Source organism: Ensifer adhaerens, from assembly GCF_001270265.1.
GTDB lineage: Bacteria > Pseudomonadota > Alphaproteobacteria > Rhizobiales > Rhizobiaceae > Ensifer > Ensifer adhaerens_B.
This window is the reverse complement of record NZ_LGAP01000018.1, coordinates 95976-113467: the sequence shown is the minus strand read 5'-3', so window position 1 is coordinate 113467 and position 17492 is coordinate 95976. Positions and strand designations below refer to the sequence as shown.

Annotated in this window: 17 protein-coding genes and 6 pseudogenes; 12 read left to right on the top strand and 11 right to left on the bottom strand. The window is 58.4% G+C overall.

Features of this window, described 5'->3' with window-relative positions; translation table 11 throughout:
- Positions 1-815 precede the first annotated feature (815 nt).
- The 5 genes and pseudogenes from AC244_RS22785 (at position 816) to AC244_RS22765 (ending at position 4583) form a co-directional block, all read left to right on the top strand.
- Positions 816-1106, top strand: a complete 291-nt coding sequence (locus tag AC244_RS22785) for a DUF1488 domain-containing protein (protein ID WP_053251125.1) — start codon at positions 816-818, stop codon at positions 1104-1106.
- The gene (locus AC244_RS22780) at positions 1100-1912 is read left to right on the top strand and encodes a transglutaminase-like domain-containing protein (protein ID WP_053251102.1); all 813 of its coding nucleotides are present in this window, start codon (positions 1100-1102) and stop codon (positions 1910-1912) included. The genes AC244_RS22785 and AC244_RS22780 overlap by 7 nt, the downstream gene beginning before the upstream one ends.
- 51 nt (positions 1913-1963) lie before the next feature.
- The gene (gene nhaA / locus AC244_RS22775; protein ID WP_053251101.1) at positions 1964-3277 is read left to right on the top strand and encodes a Na+/H+ antiporter NhaA; all 1314 of its coding nucleotides are present in this window, start codon (positions 1964-1966) and stop codon (positions 3275-3277) included.
- Positions 3278-3737: 460 nt separating this feature from the next.
- Positions 3738-4254 (top strand): annotated as a pseudogene (locus AC244_RS22770) (response regulator); the annotation flags it as partial.
- 125 nt (positions 4255-4379) lie between these two features.
- Positions 4380-4583 carry a CsbD family protein gene (locus AC244_RS22765; RefSeq protein WP_053251100.1) on the top strand — a complete coding sequence of 68 codons (204 nt, stop codon included), beginning with the start codon at positions 4380-4382 and terminating at the stop codon, positions 4581-4583.
- A gap of 321 nt (positions 4584-4904) precedes the next feature.
- Here AC244_RS22765 and AC244_RS22760 read toward each other — a convergent pair whose 3' ends face one another.
- The 3 genes from AC244_RS22760 to AC244_RS22755 form a co-directional block, all read right to left on the bottom strand.
- The gene (locus tag AC244_RS22760) at positions 4905-6683 is read right to left on the bottom strand and encodes an SLC13 family permease (RefSeq protein ID WP_053251099.1); all 1779 of its coding nucleotides are present in this window, start codon (positions 6681-6683) and stop codon (positions 4905-4907) included.
- A gap of 157 nt (positions 6684-6840) precedes the next feature.
- Positions 6841-6963 (bottom strand): hypothetical protein, encoded by a 123-nt coding sequence (locus AC244_RS38625; protein WP_268750773.1) that lies wholly within the window; start codon positions 6961-6963, stop codon positions 6841-6843.
- Positions 6964-7021: 58 nt separating this feature from the next.
- Positions 7022-7363 (bottom strand): hypothetical protein, encoded by a 342-nt coding sequence (locus AC244_RS22755; RefSeq protein WP_053251098.1) that lies wholly within the window; start codon positions 7361-7363, stop codon positions 7022-7024.
- Between the two features lie 516 nt (positions 7364-7879).
- Between AC244_RS22755 and AC244_RS22750 the strand changes: the two genes are divergently transcribed.
- From AC244_RS22750 to AC244_RS22745, 3 genes and pseudogenes are all read left to right on the top strand, one after another.
- Entirely contained in the window at positions 7880-8161 is a 282-nt protein-coding gene (locus AC244_RS22750; protein ID WP_053251097.1) for a hypothetical protein, read from the top strand.
- 5 nt (positions 8162-8166) lie between these two features.
- Positions 8167-8396: pseudogene (locus tag AC244_RS38245) on the top strand (hypothetical protein).
- A gap of 49 nt (positions 8397-8445) precedes the next feature.
- On the top strand, positions 8446-8706 hold the full coding sequence (locus AC244_RS22745) for a hypothetical protein (RefSeq protein WP_053251096.1): 261 nt from the start codon (positions 8446-8448) through the stop codon (positions 8704-8706).
- A gap of 271 nt (positions 8707-8977) precedes the next feature.
- On the opposite strand, the pseudogene AC244_RS22740 reads toward AC244_RS22745, so the two are convergent.
- The 3 genes and pseudogenes from AC244_RS22740 to AC244_RS22730 all read right to left on the bottom strand — a co-directional run.
- Positions 8978-9586: pseudogene (locus AC244_RS22740) on the bottom strand (NYN domain-containing protein); the annotation flags it as partial.
- Positions 9587-9781: 195 nt separating this feature from the next.
- A complete protein-coding gene (gene groL / locus AC244_RS22735; protein WP_053251095.1) occupies positions 9782-11416 on the bottom strand; it encodes a chaperonin GroEL in 1635 nt (544 codons plus the stop codon).
- A 48-nt stretch (positions 11417-11464) separates the two neighbouring features.
- Entirely contained in the window at positions 11465-11776 is a 312-nt protein-coding gene (locus AC244_RS22730; protein WP_053251094.1) for a co-chaperone GroES, read from the bottom strand.
- An 868-nt stretch (positions 11777-12644) separates the two neighbouring features.
- On the opposite strand from AC244_RS22730, the pseudogene AC244_RS38240 reads away from it, so the two are divergent.
- Positions 12645-12755, top strand: a pseudogene (locus AC244_RS38240) (IS110 family transposase); the annotation flags it as partial.
- A 683-nt stretch (positions 12756-13438) separates the two neighbouring features.
- Here AC244_RS38240 and AC244_RS22725 read toward each other — a convergent pair.
- The 4 genes and pseudogenes from AC244_RS22725 to AC244_RS38900 all read right to left on the bottom strand — a co-directional run.
- Positions 13439-13942 carry an SRPBCC family protein gene (locus tag AC244_RS22725; RefSeq protein ID WP_053251093.1) on the bottom strand — a complete coding sequence of 168 codons (504 nt, stop codon included), beginning with the start codon at positions 13940-13942 and terminating at the stop codon, positions 13439-13441.
- Positions 13926-14282 (bottom strand): ArsR/SmtB family transcription factor, encoded by a 357-nt coding sequence (locus AC244_RS22720; RefSeq protein WP_053251092.1) that lies wholly within the window; start codon positions 14280-14282, stop codon positions 13926-13928. The genes AC244_RS22725 and AC244_RS22720 overlap by 17 nt, the downstream gene beginning before the upstream one ends.
- A 101-nt stretch (positions 14283-14383) precedes the next feature.
- Complete coding sequence (locus AC244_RS22715) at positions 14384-14578, bottom strand: hypothetical protein (protein WP_053251091.1); 195 nt, start codon at positions 14576-14578, stop codon at positions 14384-14386.
- A gap of 5 nt (positions 14579-14583) precedes the next feature.
- Positions 14584-14631, bottom strand: a pseudogene (locus AC244_RS38900) (hypothetical protein); the annotation flags it as partial.
- Here AC244_RS38900 and AC244_RS38895 point away from each other — a divergent pair.
- Complete coding sequence (locus AC244_RS38895) at positions 14608-14919, top strand: hypothetical protein (protein WP_053251090.1); 312 nt, start codon at positions 14608-14610, stop codon at positions 14917-14919. The pseudogene AC244_RS38900 and the gene AC244_RS38895 overlap by 24 nt on opposite strands.
- Positions 14885-15066 (top strand): annotated as a pseudogene (locus tag AC244_RS38230) (LysR family transcriptional regulator); the annotation flags it as partial. The gene AC244_RS38895 and the pseudogene AC244_RS38230, both read left to right, overlap by 35 nt.
- Positions 15067-15183: 117 nt before the next feature.
- On the opposite strand, the gene AC244_RS22705 reads toward AC244_RS38230, so the two are convergent.
- A complete protein-coding gene (locus tag AC244_RS22705) occupies positions 15184-16392 on the bottom strand; it encodes an MFS transporter (RefSeq protein ID WP_152976061.1) in 1209 nt (402 codons plus the stop codon).
- A gap of 177 nt (positions 16393-16569) precedes the next feature.
- Here AC244_RS22705 and AC244_RS22700 point away from each other — a divergent pair, with 177 nt between their 5' ends.
- Complete coding sequence (locus AC244_RS22700; RefSeq protein WP_053251123.1) at positions 16570-17403, top strand: IS5 family transposase; 834 nt, start codon at positions 16570-16572, stop codon at positions 17401-17403.
- Positions 17404-17492 lie beyond the last annotated feature (89 nt).

The following is a 17492-nucleotide window of genomic DNA, read 5'->3' as shown; positions in this document are numbered from 1 at the left end:
GCCCGCTTTTCCCGCCTTTGCGGGGCGGATTGGGCGAAGGCGTCAACAAACCTGCGCGCCAGCCGGGGTTGCAATTCGCAAAAGGCTCAATTGTCGAACTGCTGAGTCGGCTCGCTTGAGCAGTGCTAGATGTGGAGCCTCAACAGGTTGTCCTCGGTTAGACCAAGGCAACTGATGGGCGTGCGAATCAACGGGGTCATGTCAGCCGAAAACAAAGACGCCGAGGATCTTGTTTAGAACCCAATTGAGGCTCACATGTGAAACTCGTTGATTTGGCTGGACTAGCCGATTTGGCTTCGCGGCGTCAGAGGACCCGCCATTCACCACGAAATTTGATGCGAATGCCTTGCGCCGATCGGGCGCGTGCAGTCCTCGGCCGCGAGAGCGTGGATGCAGATGTCGACGAGGCGATAGGGGCTGCGCGGGAACTCTTGCGGACATGCCGTAGCGTCCCGATGCCACGACCATTACCGATGGTGATGAGTACGAATTCCATACAAGCAGGCTCGACACCGTCGAAAATCCTGATGAACGGCCACCACCACGAACGCCCACAGCAACGAAATTAAAGCCGGGCGACATGCACTTGCGATCAGCATCTGGGAAAATGAAGGGGGGACGTCAGCACCCGAGCTAATGGATCATCAATACGGCCGCCACATTGAAACGGATCGCCCCTGGAGGATCTATCACGTCTCCATAGGCGCACCGGCGCTTGTCGACGACAACCTTCGCTATATAGAGCGGCGGATAAAGCGGATCAGCCTATCGGCACCAAGGCGGCCCGCGTCGCGCGAAACAGAGGTTCGCTGATGATGACGCTGTTACTTCCGAATCCGAGCCGCCGCGTCGATGAAAAGCGAAACGCCGTCCGCTTCATCGGCCATGACGGTATGTTCGAGGTGCGGTTCTTCGTCGAGGCCGAGGCGCTCGTGATGGCGGATGCCGAATTGGGCAGGTCGGAAATCTCGGAATCGAAGCTCCTTTCTGCTTTCGACGCGTTGCGCCTGTCCATCTACGAAGTCGCACGCAAGGCCTATTCCAGTGGCCGCGATTCCTACACATTGACCGCCGCCGATTTCCGCCAGGATGGATTCAGATGCTGATCCGCTACGGCTATGAGATCACGCTGAACTTCCAACAACCGACCGCGTTGGTATGCCTGCTGTCGGTCCACGAGGATCGCGCGGCCGATATCCGGGTTCCTGAAACGACATTCACCGCCCCCGATGTGCCGACATCGACCTATCGCGATCTCTTCGGCAACCGATGCCGGCGGCTTGTCGCGCCGGCGGGTGACCTGACGATATGGGGCGATGCCACAATCGAGGACGACGGCAAACCGGACAAAGTGCTGCCAGCCGCCCAGGAGCTCCCAGTGCCGGAGTTGCCGGACGATTGCCTCACCTACCTCATGGGCAGCCGCTATTGCGAAACCGACCGTCTCAGTCAGAGCGCTTGGGACATGTTCGGCACCGTCGCGCCCGGTTGGGGTCGTGTGCAAGCGATCTGCGATTTCGTCCACCACCATATCCGCTTCGACTACATGCAAGCCCGGTCGACGCGGACGGCCTTCGAAGTGTTTCATGAGCGCGTTGGTGTCTGCCGCGACTTCGCACATCTTGCGGTCACGCTTTGCCGCTGTCTCAACATTCCCGCGCGCTATATCAACGGTCATCTGGGCGACATCGGCATCCCGGTCCTCGACCCGATGGATTTCAGTGCCTGGTTCGAGGTCTTCCTGGACGATGGATGGCACACGTTCGATCCGCGCAACAATACGCCGCGTGTCGGCAGGATCGTGGTTGCGCGCGGCCGTGACGCAGCCGATGTCCCCCTCATCAACTCGTTCGGGCCGCACGTTCTCAAGTCGTTCCGGGTGTGGACTTATGAGGTGCCGGCCTTGCAATAGCCCGCTGGGAACATTGCCAGTCGCGATCAAAACGCAGGAGCGGTTCACGGCATGAAGGACAGCCTCTCACAGCTTCCCAGGGAACCCGCAGATCGGTTGACTAAGCCATTCATGCGATTCCTCCTCATTGAGGCTACGGCGGGCATTATCCTGCTGCTCAGCACGCTCTTGGCGCTAGGCCTCGCAAACACAGCGTGGTCGTCGTCGTTCCTCGCCTTATGGGAGATGCCCGCGGGCGTCAGAGTTGGCGACATCGAGATCTATCGTTCTCTGAAGCACTGGATCAACGACGGGCTGATGACGCTCTTTTTCTTCGTCATCGCCCTTGAGCTAAAGCGCGAGCTGGTGCTGGGGGAGCTACGCAATCCGCGAATAGCCGCTCTACCCATCGCCGCCGCTCTCGGGGGAATGGCTGTGCCGGCCGGACTGTTTTCGCTGCTTGTCGGCGGCGGGCCGGGTGCGAGCGGCTGGGGCACCGTGATGTCCACGGATACGGCCTTCGTCATCGGGTGCCTTGCGGTGCTCGGTTCGCGCGTGCCAGGGAGCTTGCGGCTGTTCCTGCTCTCACTTGCGATCTTCGATGACGTCGGCGCCGTCCTGATCGTGGCGATCGGCTATGGCGAACCCTTGAATTGGGTCGCACTCGGAACCGCCGGTCTCGGCCTTGCCGTCGTAGCTGGAATCGCGCGTCTGGGCATCCGCAGCATTCCGGTCTATTTCGCGATAGGTGGCGGCATCTGGCTGGCATTCGACACATCGGGCGTCCACGCGACGCTCGCCGGGGTGATTCTTGGATTAATGACGCCGGCGCGGAGGTGGGTAAGCGACACCCGCCTAAATGCCATACTCGACCGGGTGATCGCTCATCCGCCCGGCGACCATTGGAGCCGCGACACCGTGGCACGCAGCGACCTCCATCGGGCAGACGTCGCGACCCGCGAGGCACTGTCGCCGATCGAGCGCCTCGAGATTGCTCTCCATCCCTGGGTCGCATTCGTGATCATGCCGTTTTTTGCCCTCTCTAACGCGGGCGTTCCGATAGGAGACGCAAACTTCGACATTCCCCTCACGATCGCAATCTTCGCCGCCTTCGTGGTTGGCAAGCCCGTTGGCATTGTGCTCTTCAGTTTCCTCGCCGTGAAACTGCGCTTTGGGACTCGTCCAGACGAGCTATCGTGGAGTCTGTTGGCAGCCGGAAGCCTGCTGGCCGGGATCGGCTTCACCATGGCTCTGTTCATTGCCGACCTTGCTTTCGAGCCCGAGCTTCTGAACTCCGTCAAGCTCGGCGTTCTCGGCGCTTCCGTCATCTCGGCAGCCCTGGGTCTCCTGGCATTGACCTTGCTGACGTCTCCGGGCAGACGGTAGTCCAGCTCGCTCCGTCGGCGGGTCCATAGCGGAAGCGGGCCTCTTGCCGATCTGCGTTCCGGCCGGCCCCACGGCCGTTATGGTCAGGACCCCCGCGTTCTATTGTCTGGATCGGCGATTGCCTGCCCTCAACTCGCGATAGACGCGGCGGCATACTAGCAGCCCGTCTTCGCGATGTTCGAATAGCCACCGCCCCTCGATCGCGGGAGCATGAGCGCAGTTCATTCGGCTAAACCTCACAGAGTCCGGATTACCTGATTGAAAAGCGGAGTAAAATTCCGATTCTAACGGGCTGGTCTGCACGCCACCTTCCGAACCAGGCTCAGGATCCTTCCTCCTTGCGTGGATCGTCGCCAACCTGACGCAGGAGCTGGGTGGAGTAATGGTTCAAGTTTTGGAGTTTTGGAGTGACCGTTTTGCATGCGACTGTTGCTCCGTTGCGGAACCAGCGATTTGGTGCGCGCCGGCGCCAAGGCAGGCATTCCTGCTGGTGGCGGTCGAAGGATTTTCGGCGTCGGAAGCTGCAGAAATCATGAACCTTGATGAACCTTACCTTTGGCCGCCTCCTGGTCACTGCGTCGGAACAGATCTCGCGCCAGGTCGCTACCGACATCATGATCATCGAAGATGAGCCGCTGATCGCCATGGATATCGAGCACATGGTCACGAGCCTCGGACATCGCGTAACAGGGATCGCACGCACCTATGATGAGGCCGTCGACCTCTATGGCAAGACATCGCCCAGAATGATTCTGGCGGACATCCAGCACGCCGATGGCAGTTCCGGGATCGATACGGTTAAGAACATCCTTGCTCAATCTCCAGTGCCGGTGATCTTCATTACGGCGTTCCCCGAGCGCCTGCTGACTGGTGCGAGATCGGAGCCGGCGTTTCTGGTGACGAAGCCGTTCAATGCGGACATGGTCAAGGCGCTCATCAGTCAAGCTTTATTCTTCGATGAGCACGCGGGCGCGTAAGAATCCGCTCATCGGCGTGAGTTGGAGTCCGTAAACCGCATTCTGACATATCACTGGCGACGGCTCGAACTAATTCCGACGTTATGAGTTTGTTTGTATAGACGCAAACTCAGGAGGAAACGCATATGGATTGGAATCGGGTCGAAGGCAACTGGAAGCAATTCAAGGGTAAGATCAAGGAGCAGTGGGGTAAGCTCACTGACGACGATCTCGACCAGATCGCCGGTAAACGCGACCAGCTCGAAGGCAAAATCCAAGAACGTTATGGTCTTGAGAAGGACCGCGCGAAGCGGGACATTGACGACTGGTACAGCAGACATGACTGGTAATGGGTTCCGGTCTGGCATAGTCAACACCCCACCGTCGGCGGGATCAGACTGCTGACAAACCCGTCGATTTTTCGGCGGGTTTTTATTGGGTGTTTGGGGGTGCTTTTGCCAGGCGGCTTGAGCGGGGCTGTGGTTGTCGGGCCGGCCTTGGCCTATTGGGTGTTTAGTGGTCGATTCGGAGGCTATGGCTACAGTTACGGACACGGCGGCGTTGGCGCCTCGGCGTCGTGGCGATCGATCTGCTCATTCTGGTCCCGACGGGCAGACTTTAGGCTGACGCCACGGTGAACCTGAAATCGGAATTGAAACGACGCTTACGCGCTAAACTGTTGGCCAAAACCACAGGATCAGCGGCACGCCCATTAAGACCACAATGAATGAGAGCGGCAGCCCCAATTTCCAATAGTCGCCAAAGCGATAACCGCCGGGACCCAACACCAAAGTGTTGCACTGATGTCCAACAGGCGTCAGGAAATCGCAGGCCGCCCCCACCGCGACTGCCATCAGAAAAGCATCCGGATTGTAGCCAAGGCGCTGAGCAAGGGTAACCGCGATCGGGGCGACTACAAGAACGGTGGCTGCGTTGTTCAGAAACGGGGTTGCTGCCATTGCGACCACCATGATCATCGCAAGGGCCCCATAGGGGGGCAAGATGGTAGCAAGTTGAGCGAGGCCGCCGGCGATAAGGTCGGCACCACCGGTCGCACGGATCGACTCGCTGACCGGAATGAGAGCGCCCAGCATTATCAGGATGGGCCAATCGACAGCCTCGTAAGCTTCCCGAAGCGAAAGTGAACCGAGCATTACCGTCAGCACAGCAGCCGTAAAGAAGGCCGTGGCGACGGGCAGCAGGCCGAATGCCGTTAGCACCATGGCACCAGCCAGGACGACCACCGGAATCAGGCCTTTTCGGGTGTTCCCCAAGCGGATTTCGCGCCCGGCCAACGGAAGAAGACCGAGTTCCATCAACCTGGTCGGGAGAAGCACGAGATCGCCCTTCAAAACGAGAACGTCGCCTGGTCTTAACGCGATGTCGCGCAATCGATCAGTGAAGCGCTCGCTGCTTCGGCTTACTGCGAGCAGATTGATGTTGAAGCGATCATGCAGCGCCAAACGCTTGGCGGTTTGCCCGATCAAGACTGATTTCGGGCCGATCACCGCCTCAATTCCTGCAATCTCCTCGTCGGTTCCCTTTGCTTCCGTCGGGCGGTCGTGCCCCTCCAGTTCCAGACGCGCACGACTGATGCCTCGCTCGAGCGCCTGAGGGTCTCCTTCCAACAGAACGATATCCCCTTGACGGAGTACGACGTCCGGCAGTGGCCACAGCGGTTCGACCCGATTGCGAATGAGGCCAGTGACCAGGACCTCCTCGTCCAACAAGATCGACAGGTGACTGATCGACTTGCCGATGACGGACGAAGTCGCAGTAACGCGGGCCTCTGTCATGTAGTCCTTGATGTTCAGCGCCTTCTCCATTGTCGCGACCGCGTTGCGCTCCTTGGGAAGCAGCCGGTAGCCAATCGCCAGAAAGACTACTCCCGCTGCGGCAAGCCCTATTCCGACGGGGGTGAAATCGAACATGTTGAAAGGGCGGCCCGTCAGTTCCTCGCGCATCCGGGAGACGACGATGTTCGGCGATGTGCCGACGAGGGTCATGAGCCCGCCAAGCAAGGAACCGAACGCCATCGGCATGAGAAAAGACGAAGGGGAAGCTTTCGACCGGCGCGCCATCTGGAATGCGACTGGGATCATCATCGCCAGCGCGCCGATGTTCTTAATGAAGATGGAGAGAACCGAGACAGTCGTCACGAGAATAACAACCTGACCCTGCACAGAGGTCACGCTGGGCGCCACGCGATGGAGGAATGCCTCTATGACACCGCTGCGCTCAATCGCGGCGCTGACGACAAGCGCGCTGGCTACAATGATGACAATGTCGTCCCCGAAGCCGGAAAACGCTGCCTTGTGCGGCACGATGCCGGTGAAAACTGCAGCAAGCAGCGCGAGAACCGCAATGAGGTCGTAGCGGAGCCGTCCCCATATGAAAGCGACCATCAGGCCGATCAAAATGGCGAAGGCGAAAGCCTGAGCCTGTGTCATGAATAAAGTCCCGACCAACTCTTCCTAATGCCAGGTCCATTTTACTCGAAAGAGCTAGTGTCGGGATAACTTACCAGCTTCATTCAACGGCGCGGCACCTCGAACGTCCGTCCATGCTTTCCAGCTTCGTAGAGCGGATGCACGCATGATCAGACGACTAAAGGATGCTTCCGAACAGGACCGAATAGACAATCACAGCAATCGCCAGAGTGAAGGCAAGCGATACCAACAGGCGCGTGAAATCGTAGGTATTGAAGCGGGTGGGAATGAGATTTTTCATAGCGATCTCCTATTTTTCGTTCTGGTTGATCTACCCAAAGCGCGGCGTCCGCTGCGCTTCAGGATAGTGAGCGACTGCAACTCGTGCTGACTCTGCCGATGATGTCCGCTGGAACTTGGATATCGGTCATAATGGTTGCTACGAGTTCGTCGCGCCTCGCACGATTGTCATAGCCTTTAAGTGCTGCGAGCTCCGTGCTGCTGGCAGTTGCCATTCGCCCTGCCGCACTTGAACAGATGCCCGCAAGCGAAGCCACTCTGGCCTCGTCGGCCGCCTGAGTGCTGGCAGTCGTGGTGGTAATCCATCCAGCATTGAAACCGATGATCGGTGCCGCGAAAAGTCCAACGACTAGACCGATCGCATAGGGCTTTGTCCGCTCAAGGACTTGATCGAATGTCATGATTTCATTCCCTTTAATCAGGTTGATTATCGGGATCGTTGCGGGCCCGCGCTCGGACCAGGAGCCAATGGCAATCCGGATTTTTTACAGTGCGCTTTAAAAGAATTAATGTAAACAACCAATTCCAATGTTCATTGAAAATACTTTTCAACTAATGATCGTGCGTGATCTTGCGCCTAAAAGGACAAATCTCGATTTATCAGTGATACTATATTTATAAAGTCAGGACATTATTTTCGGATAATTCAAATATCCAATCAAGCAACATAGTAATGCCGTATTCAATGCATACAGATTTATGATGGTTTTTGAGGCCAGCTTGGCTTTTTGCTTCATCAGAGGCAGTAGGCCCGCCAAACTCACCAATCTCGATTCCGCATATTCAAGTGCGGGGCCGTCGTTACGAGCTTCGTCCGATGAGGCTGTAGCGACGGTAGCTGTTCGCGCTGCGATTGGCGCCAAACGGCCCATCCTGGCTGAATCTCGCCGACGTATGCCACAGAAAAGGAGGGCAGCATGTTTGCCCGGACGAAACATCGAACAGTCCATTTCGACCAACCATTCTGGATGCCAGACCTCGGTGAGATAGTGGCTCCTGGCGACTACCAAGTCGATGAGGACGAGGAGTTGATCGAAGGCATCTCGTGGCTCGCCTATCGCCGTGTGGCGACCTTTATCACGCTACCAGCCACGGCCGCGAACGAATACCGAATGCGTCTGATAGCAATCGATCCTGAGGAACTTGAACGCCTGATAGCCGTCGATCGCCACGAAGCCGCAATCTCGCCGTCACCCTAACCGTAATGGCAACATCAACGCGTAACCATCGATTCCCGATCGGTCTGTCAGTGCGCCTTAAAGATCGCGCAAATATTTCAACCCGTGCGGCGGAAACGATCACAACATCGCCAAACTCCCTTTAAAGGACAACTCGCCTCAGTATCGCATCCGCAATGATGAAATCGGCCAAGAGCGAGTGAGCAACGAAGATAATCTGCAGCCGATTGAACGGGGCATGACGCCCGATAACTGAGCAGCTTCGCCAGTCGTGGCACAGGCGACCGCCGCAAGGAGGGCTGCAGATGAAAAGCAAACACGAAGAACACGCGCTCGTCATCAGCGCATGGGAATCCGAAGGGGGCGCGCCGAACAGATCCGGACAGCTTGATCAGTATGGTCGCCGTTTCGACGGAGACGGAACCTATTCGATCTATCACGTCTTCACGGGAGAGACTGTAGAAATAGGCCCTTGGAAGATGGAGGGGCTCAGCCCTAAAAATGCAGTGCGGGCGCTGCGTATTCTCAATACCCCCAAGCTGGCCGGCGATCGCCTCCACCTGTGAACAAACACCCGTAGCGCTTTTTTTGACGGGAGGCCCCGCGGTACGGCGCCTCCTTAAGATACCGTCGGCTGAAGCCCAATTATGTCGGAGATCGCTACTCCATGCTGCAGAGCCCGCTACGGAGATGATACGGCCGTTTGCACTCCCAGGCGTTACCGGAAGAATCGAGATGCGCATTCTCAGGAATGCTTGATCTCTGAACCCGGCGACCGCAACGGCTGATTTTGGCGTCTGATGCGAGTTTAGGTTGGAGGGCGTATGCCTGCAATCGCTACTGGGCCTTGGTTCCTTGCTTCAGGCGAATACTGACGGGTCTACCCTCCGCCTGCTGGACCTCGAACTTGTTTGTCTTTCGGATGAGGTCGCTGAGCTTTCGAAACCCGAAGGTACGCGGATCAAAGTCTGGTGCCAAGTTGAGCAGTTGCTTGCCAACGGTACCGAGGTTTACCCACCCTTCCTCGGTTTCTTCTTGGGCAAGAACTTTTTTTATCAACGGCACGGCGGCGCTCACCGGTTGCAAGGACTTTGCGGCTGATGCGGCATCCTGTTCGTCTTTCCCTGCGCCTGCGAGCAGGTTCTCAGTGTAGATGAATCGGCGGCAGGCCTGCCGGAAGCTCTCCGGAGTCTTTTGTTCACCAAAGCCAAAAACGTCGATGCCCTGCTCGCGAATACGGGCGGCCAAACGCGTGAAATCGCTATCGGACGAAACGAGGCAGAAGCCATCAAAACGACCACTATGCAGCAGATCCATGGCATCGATCACCAGCGTGATATCTCAAGCGTTCTTGCCGGTCGTGTAGGCGAACTGCTGCTGCGGAATGATCGCGTGTTTCGCGAGCACATCCGCCCATGCCTTGCAACGCGTGCCCGAGAAATCGCCCGCGTGACGTGCCGCCCGTCACCCAGCCGCCCCAGCTGAATCCGATGATCATCGTGGCGACCGCCGTGGCGACGCAGGCACATACGAGAAACGTCTTGGATGGCTGGTAGCTCTCGAAACGCTGGGCGATCGAGCCGGTTGCCGTTTGGGCTCCGCCGCCCAGCCGTGCTGACCGAAACGGTCCAGGCACTGTTCTCAGTATCCCATCCCACCCATGCCGCCGTTACCGGCCGGCCGGGCAGATTCTCTTGAGGGAATGTCGGCGATCATCGCTTCGGCAGTGATCAGAAGTGCCGCGATTGAGCCGGCGTCCTGCAAAGCGGTCCGCACGACCTTCGCCGGGTCGACGATGCCGGCTTTGATCATATCGACATAGGTCTCCGTCTGCGCGTCAAAGCCCTGGTTGTGATCCCTGCTGTCGGTGAGTTTTCCCACGACGATCGAGCCTTCGACACCGGCGTTCTCGGCGATCTGCCGGATCGGGGCTTCAAGCGCCCTGAGCACGATCGAGATGCCCGCTGTGACGTCCGCATTCGCTCCCGTCAGTCCGACCAGGACCGACCTGGCGCGCAACAGGGCAACACCACCGCCAGGAACAATGCCTTCCTCAGCCGCGGCGCGCGTGGCATTTAGCGCATCGTCGATGCGGTCCTTCTTTTCCTTGACCTCGATTTCGGTCGCGCCGCCGACGCGGATGACCGCGACGCCGCCGGCGAGTTTCGCCAGGCGTTCCTGCAGTTTTTCCTTGTCATAGTCGGAGGTCGTCTCCTCGATCTGTGCCTTGATCTGCTGGATGCGCGCCTGGATGGTCGCTTTATCGCCGGAGCCGTCGATGATCGTGGTGGTGTCCTTCTCGATCAGCACGCGCTTGGCGCGGCCGAGCATGTCGAGCGTAACGTTCTCGAGTTTGATGCCGAGATCCTCGGAGATCATCTGGCCGGCCGTGAGGACGGCAATGTCTTCCAGTATGGCCCTGCGGCGGTCGCCGAAGCCCGGCGCCTTGACGGCAGCGACCTTCAGGCCACCGCGCAGCTTGTTTACGACCAGCGTCGCCAGAACCTCGCCCTCGACATCCTCGGAGAGGATCAGCAACGGTTTGCCGCTCTGCACGATCGCCTCGAGTATCGGCAGCATCGCTTGCAAATTGCCAAGCTTCTTTTCGTGGATGAGGATGTAGGGGTCCTCCAACTCCACGCGCATCTTCTCGGCATTGGTGACGAAATAGGGCGAGAGATAGCCGCGGTCGAATTGCATGCCCTCTACAACGTCGAGTTCGGTCTCGGCAGTCTTGGCTTCCTCGACGGTGATGGCGCCTTCATTGCCGACCTTGTCCATCGCCTTGGCGATCATCTCGCCGACTGTCGCGTCGCCATTGGCGGCGATGGTGCCGACTTGCGCAATCTCGCCCGAGGACTTGACCTTCTTGGCGCGCGCCTGGATTTCCTTGACGACAGCAGCGACACCAAGGTCGATGCCACGCTTGAGATCCATGGGGTTCATGCCGGCGGCGACGAGCTTGGCGCCTTCGCGCAGGATGGAGGCAGCGAGCACAGTCGCCGTCGTGGTGCCGTCACCGGCGAGGTCGTTGGTCTTAGAGGCCACCTCGCGCACCATCTGTGCGCCCATGTTCTCGAACTTGTCGGCCAGCTCGATTTCCTTGGCAACGGCGACGCCGTCCTTGGTGATGCGCGGCGCGCCATAGGCCTTGTCGATGACAACATTGCGGCCCTTGGGACCCAGCGTCACCTTGACGGCGTTGTTGAGCAACTCGACACCGCGCAGCATGCGATCGCGCGCATCAGTGGAGAATTTGATTTCCTTGGCAGACATTATGTTCGTCCAGTTCGGTCGTGAGATTGCGGGGTCGGAAATCGACCGTCAGGCAGCTTTCTTGGCCGCGACGGTCTTTTCGACGATGCCCATGATGTCGGCCTCGTTCATGATCAAATCCTCGCCGTCGATCTTGACATCGGTGCCGGACCATTTGCCGAACAGGATCGTATCACCGGCCTTAACGTCGAGCGGAATCAGCTTGCCGCCTTCATTACGCGTGCCTGGATCAACGGCGATCACTTCGCCTTCCTGCGGCTTTTCCTGGGCAATGTCGGGAATGATGATCCCGCCCTTGGATTTGAGATCGCCTTCCGCGCGCCGGATGACGACGCGGTCATGGAGTGGACGGAATTTCATAGAGATTCTTTCTGCGGTCGGCGCATAGGGCGACTGCAATCCTTACATAGCACGATTGGCACTCGATTGATAGGAGTGCCAAGAAATATTATTTTATACAAGGAATAATGTTGGAAAATATAAGTCGATAATTCTGACCAAGATCGCGCGGGTAATTCTAATAACTATACAGATATTACGTTACACTCCACACTTTTTTATTTTGCCTACCTAAAAATTTATTAATATGACTTCTTGAGAAAGCCTTGACTACGCCTTTGATTGGACCCCAATCGACTCGTGGAGGTGGGAAAGCCGAAGCACGAAAAGGCTCCACCCACGGCCGAGAAAAACTGGTCTTGCCGGTGCCATTCGGGCCATAGAACAGGATGATACGCTTCTGGAGATCGAAGGGCTCCGGTGTGCGAAAACCACGGAACGGCCCAAGCGCCAGATGCCGCAAGCGTCTCCATGGCCAAGCCCCGTTAGCCGCGGCGAGCTGAGCAATGGGCGCCTCGTCCGACGCGGGACGAACGAGCCCGGCCAGATAAGCGGAACGCTGACTGCGATGGCGTGAGGTCTGGGCCAAAGCGTCGAAATTCGCGAGCGCTAGATTGGCAAGACGCCGTACATTCGACGGGATTTCCCTTTCCGGCTGGTGAAGCCAGGCGATAAAGTGCTAAAAGTCCTGCTTGGCTGACGCCATGGCGTTCCCCCTCGAACTCCCAGTCAGAGTCCGGACGCTTTTGCAAAACCGAACGCGCCAATTCTCCCCACATTCTAGGATTGTATTAGTTAACTTCTGGAATTCGCGTACCCCTTCGCCGTATCTCCGCCAGTTGCAGGGGCCCTGGAGTCGCAAGGGGCATTCGTGGCTCAAAATGTCGAAGCCATTACCGCATTGGCGCGCCGCCTGGCAGTGATCATGCACCGCATGTGGAGCGATGGCACCGAGTTCCGCTGGACGAGGGAGGGATTGCCAACCGCCGTGCACGCATGACCCGGCCATTGATCCAGACAAGATAACGGTTTCCGCATTCGTGCGGAGAAGAAGTCCCTCGCGGGACGACGGATGAAGTAAGTTCGGCCCTCACCTTGTATCGACTGCTGTAGGCGATCAGGACGTCGGTGCAGATTGTTCTACTTCATTCTTCTGACCCCATGGTGGGAGGGCCCGCAAGGCCGATCCCGGAGAGAAGCAAGACCCCGCGATGGATTTCTTTATGACGGAGAAGGAGCTCGAAGATGCTTGACCTCGACCCGCCGAATAGAGAAGGTGAGGGGGCCGTAGATGGTTGGGTCGCTTCCCGTATGACCTCTCCATCAGATGGAGCGGCTTGCAGGGGATAGTTGGTCCCGGTTCCCGGCTTATCGCCGGCGCAATGCTGAACCTCTTGGCGCGCGACCCTTTTTAACCGGTCAAGCCGCGCGCGAACGGGCTCTGGCAGCGACGCTGCCGACGCCTGGTACGCTCATTTGCCAAGTCACTGGTTCATGAGCTCGACAGTCCCCTAGAAGCACCGAGGGTTCAGTTCCTGTCAAGGCGAAGTAGCTGGTCCGACATTCGATGCCAACTACGGTCCACGCGCAACGACGGCTTTGCGCCCTCGCTCCTTCCGGAATGGCCGACGGAGTCACTTCCCAAGAGCAGACGTTCCCCCGAGGCGAGTTTCCCGACCCGCGCTACTCGCCCTTGCTGGAAAGCAATTCGTCGAGCTGCTCCAGCTGTTCCGGCAATGCGGCCGCCGAGCCCTGTAGTGCTTCCTCAAGCGCCTCCTTGGACGGATAGAGCTCGTGGAAATTCAGCAGCGTCTTCCCGCCCTGGTCCTCGAAGGTTACGGTCGTGACCGCGCCCTCTTCGCCCTCGTCGTTGGTCCAGACGATGCGCTCGTTCGGCACTACCTCGAGATACTTGCCGTAGAAGGCCATGGTGTCCGAACCGCCGGCGCCGAATTCCAGCCGATATTTGCCGCCGGTACGGACGTCCATATCGCACGATACGAGCGAAACACCGGATGCCGATTTTGGCACCCACCAGCGCTGGAACAGCTCGGGCTGGCTCCACGCCCTGTAAACCGTGCTCGCGGGCGCATTGAACGTCCGCGTTACGACGAGTTCGCGATCCCCTTTGCGCTCGACTGACGTGCGGTTCTGCGCGCCACCTGCACTGTTAACTTCCTGATTCATCGCTTCCCTCCTGTTTCATTTCGCTGATGATTTCGTCCAATGCGTCGAAGCGGGCCTCGAAGAGCTTGCGATGCGCCTCGATCCACTCGGCCTCCGCCTTGAGGCCGCGTTTCCCAAGCTTGCAGGTTCTCACCCGTCCGACCTTCTGCGTGACGACGAGCCCCGCCCGCTCGAGAACCTGGATGTGCTTCTTCATGCCGGTCAGTGTCATCTGGAACATATCCGCGAGTCTGGTGATCGACGCGTCCCCTCGCCCAAGCTGATCGATGATCCCGCGGCGGGTCGGATCGGACAGCGCCGCAAATGAGAGATCGAGGGGAGGACTAATATACTGAACCATATGGTTCAGTATTTAGCCTGCTCGCGCAGGAAGCGCAAGCGTCCCGATCTTTCCTTGCCTTAGCCCGGGCCTTCAACGTTGGACTAGTCGACATCCTCGATTCATAGCTTGCGCGTGCCAAGCCACTTCACCATTGCCGGATCGCGATGATCGAAGAAGCTGCTGCCCTTCTGGTCAAGCGAGCCGATCGCTGCGACATCTTCCCGGTCCAGCTCGAAGTCGAAGACCGCGAATTTCTCGGCTGCTCCTTGCGCACGGACTTCGGGATGGCGACGATGTTGCGCTGGATCAGCCACCGGAGCACAACCTGTGCGGTGCTTTTGCCATGCTTCCTACCAATCGACTGCAAGAGGAGATTGCCCGTCAGTTCACCCTTGAAAACGACATAACGCTGACACCCAAGCTCGCCGGCACGGTCGGCTATTCCGGGCTCGATGGTGAAGGTGTTTTTGGTTCGCTTTCCGCCGGACTGTCGATCGATGGCCCGCAAGGGTGGTCGATCGATGCCGGACTGCTGTTAAATGTCGAAGGCGACGGTGAAAAGTCCAGTCGGAGCAAAGGTGGGAATAAGCGGTCGCATGTGATGGATGCCGGTCGCGTGCGAGACTCATGGTCTGACCGGCAACATCGCCTATAGCTGCGACGACACCTTCTCGCTGGTGTCGCTGGTTTCCGCTGGCCATCGGGTTTGCGCCGGAATGGACGAAGGATATGCCAAAACAGCAACTTCGCGCTTACACCCATGCGCGGCGTGGATCTGAAGATCGGGCTTGGTGTTGTTTGGCGTGGCTGGGCGTCTTACGGCAGGTCGCAACTTTGGTGAACTGCTAACGCGGAGCAGATTGAGTCCGTGGCGAGGTCAGCGACCATAGTGCGGCCCTTCCCAAGAAGCCTGGCGCCTTCAAGGGTGGCCCTCTTCAATCTTCGGAAGAAACCACGCAAGGAGCCCCGCAAGCGGTAGGAAGGAGCAGACGTAGTAGACCGTTTCGATGCCATAGCTGTCGGCCAGTATTCCGAGAAGTGCTGCGGCAATGCCGCCAAGGCCGAAATTCAAACCGTAAAACAGCCCACCGATGAGTCCGATCCGGCGCGGCAGCAGCTCTATTGCGTAGATCAGGATCGATGCGAAAGCGCTCGCCATGATCAGGTTGATCATCACCGTCAATACACCCGTCCAGAATAGGTCCGCATACGGAAGGATTAGCGTCAGTGGAAGCGGCCCTAGAACCGAAATCCCGATGATCCGGTAGCGCCCGATGCGATCCCCGACGATGCCACCGATCAGCGCGCCCGCGGCCGACGCCAGCAGGAAGATGAACAACATCATCTGCGCGGACGGGATCGAGAGGCCGAATTTTTCCATGAGGTAGAAGGTGTAGAACGAGCGGAAGCTTTCGCCATAGGCGTTCTTGGTAAACATCAGCAGCGTTAGGACCACCAGGGCCACCCCGATCGTCGCTGGCGCGTGATGGCCGCCGCCGCCCGCCTTCTTGCCATCTGCCCGCAACGCCACGAATGCGGCGCTGATCTCCCGCTGTTTGCTGCCGATCCACACCAGAAGCGCCATGGCGATCAACGCGAGAACGGCAAACCAGGCGAGGCTCGGCTGTCCCCAGGGAACGATGATCAGCGCGGCGAAGACCGGGCCGAGTGCGCCCCCCGCCTGGCCGCCGACCTGAAACAGACCTTGTGCCAATCCTTGGCGGCCGCCGGCGGCATAGCGCGCCATGCGTGTCGCTTCCGGGTGAAAGATGGACGATCCGATGCCGATCAGGGCGACCGACACGAGGATCACCGCATAGCTATCGGCGAGAGCGAGGCTAACCAGGCCCGAGAGCGAAAACATCATCCCTACGACCGGCGAATAGGGCGCGGGATGTTTGTCCGTCACCATGCCGATTAGCGGTTGCAGCAGCGATCCGGCGATCTGGAAGGTCATGGTAATCATGCCGATCTGCACGAAATCCAGCGCATAGGCATCCTTTAAAATCGGATAAGCGGCCGGAATCAGCGATTGCATCAGGTCATTGAGGAGGTCGGTGAGACCCAGGATTACCAGCACGGCAAGATGCGTCTTGGGGCGCGTCAGGGCGGGGATGGCGACTGTCATGGTTGTCGATCTTGGCCTTCGGGAACTGTGGGCAAGCCGCTTGCAGCGGCGTTTGCAGTTCTCATCGTTTGAATGTCATGTGCCGCCGGCGGATCTTAGAGGCTGCCTCAAAAAGAAGTGGGTGATTTCAATAGGTTGTGATTCCTTCGGATTTGCAAAGATTCGATGGAGCCCGCGATGTCCTGGACCGAAATCACCCGTCGGCAATATGCCCGGCGCACACCCCGTTATGCAAGTGATATGACGGATCGAGAATGGGGGCTCGTCCAGCCTTTTCTGCCAGCGCCCCGGCGGCTGGGGCGTCCTCGGAGCACAGATTTCCGAGAGGTATTGAACGCTCTGCTTTACATCGCCTCGACGGGCTGCCAGTGGCGAATGCTGCCGAAGGATTTCCCGCCCTGTTCAACCGTTCAGCGTTATTTCTACGAATGGAGGGCGATAGGGTTGTGGACGCGGATCAATCATCATCTCGTGATGGAAGCGCGCGAACTGGAGGGCAAAGAGGCCACCCCAACGGCAGGCGTCGTTGACAGTCAGAGCGTGAAAACCACCGAAAGCGGTGGTATCCGGGGTTATGATGCCGGCAAGAAGATCAAGGGGCGCAAGCGCCACATCATTGTCGATACGCTGGGGCTGATGGTCGGTCTCATGGTCCACAGCGCCGACATTCAAGACCGGGACGGTGCTCCAGACCTCTTGAAATCCATCCGCCATAGATGGCCGTGGTTGCTGCATGTTTTTGCCGATGGCGGTTATGCTGGCGACAAGCTGAAGAGGCGGCTGAAGAAAATCGGGCACTGGACACTGGAGATCATCAAGCGCACCGACAAGGCAAAGGGCTTTGAGGTTCTGCCGCGCCGATGGGTCGTGGAGCGGACTTTCGCGTGGCTTGGCAGATGCCGTAGACTGGCCAAGGACTTTGAGAAATCAGTCGCTTCAGCCGAGGCGTGGATCATGATCGCCCACATTCGCCTCGTCACCCGACGTCTCGCAAGATATTGCTACCATTGAGTTCTTTTCGAGTCCGACTCTTAGGCACCGTCCTATGGGCGGGCAATTGATTATTCGCGCACCCGCGTCGGGTGTTGTGCTGAAGTTAA

Bases quoted from the DNA above. Each gene is read 5' to 3' on its own strand.
- AC244_RS22785 (WP_053251125.1), top strand. From the start codon at position 816: ATGACGCTGTTACTTCCGAATCCGAGCCGCCGCGTCGATGAAAAGCGA.
- AC244_RS22780 (WP_053251102.1), top strand. From the start codon at position 1,100: ATGCTGATCCGCTACGGCTATGAGATCACGCTGAACTTCCAACAACCG.
- nhaA (WP_053251101.1), top strand. From the start codon at position 1,964: ATGAAGGACAGCCTCTCACAGCTTCCCAGGGAACCCGCAGATCGGTTG.
- AC244_RS22765 (WP_053251100.1), top strand. From the start codon at position 4,380: ATGGATTGGAATCGGGTCGAAGGCAACTGGAAGCAATTCAAGGGTAAG.
- AC244_RS22760 (WP_053251099.1), bottom strand. From the start codon at position 6,683: ATGACACAGGCTCAGGCTTTCGCCTTCGCCATTTTGATCGGCCTGATG.
- AC244_RS38625 (WP_268750773.1), bottom strand. From the start codon at position 6,963: ATGAAAAATCTCATTCCCACCCGCTTCAATACCTACGATTTCACGCGC.
- AC244_RS22755 (WP_053251098.1), bottom strand. From the start codon at position 7,363: ATGACATTCGATCAAGTCCTTGAGCGGACAAAGCCCTATGCGATCGGT.
- AC244_RS22750 (WP_053251097.1), top strand. From the start codon at position 7,880: ATGTTTGCCCGGACGAAACATCGAACAGTCCATTTCGACCAACCATTC.
- AC244_RS22745 (WP_053251096.1), top strand. From the start codon at position 8,446: ATGAAAAGCAAACACGAAGAACACGCGCTCGTCATCAGCGCATGGGAA.
- groL (WP_053251095.1), bottom strand. From the start codon at position 11,416: ATGTCTGCCAAGGAAATCAAATTCTCCACTGATGCGCGCGATCGCATG.
- AC244_RS22730 (WP_053251094.1), bottom strand. From the start codon at position 11,776: ATGAAATTCCGTCCACTCCATGACCGCGTCGTCATCCGGCGCGCGGAA.
- AC244_RS22725 (WP_053251093.1), bottom strand. From the start codon at position 13,942: ATGAATCAGGAAGTTAACAGTGCAGGTGGCGCGCAGAACCGCACGTCA.
- AC244_RS22720 (WP_053251092.1), bottom strand. From the start codon at position 14,282: ATGGTTCAGTATATTAGTCCTCCCCTCGATCTCTCATTTGCGGCGCTG.
- AC244_RS38895 (WP_053251090.1), top strand. From the start codon at position 14,608: ATGCTTCCTACCAATCGACTGCAAGAGGAGATTGCCCGTCAGTTCACC.
- AC244_RS22705 (WP_152976061.1), bottom strand. From the start codon at position 16,392: ATGACAGTCGCCATCCCCGCCCTGACGCGCCCCAAGACGCATCTTGCC.
- AC244_RS22700 (WP_053251123.1), top strand. From the start codon at position 16,570: ATGTCCTGGACCGAAATCACCCGTCGGCAATATGCCCGGCGCACACCC.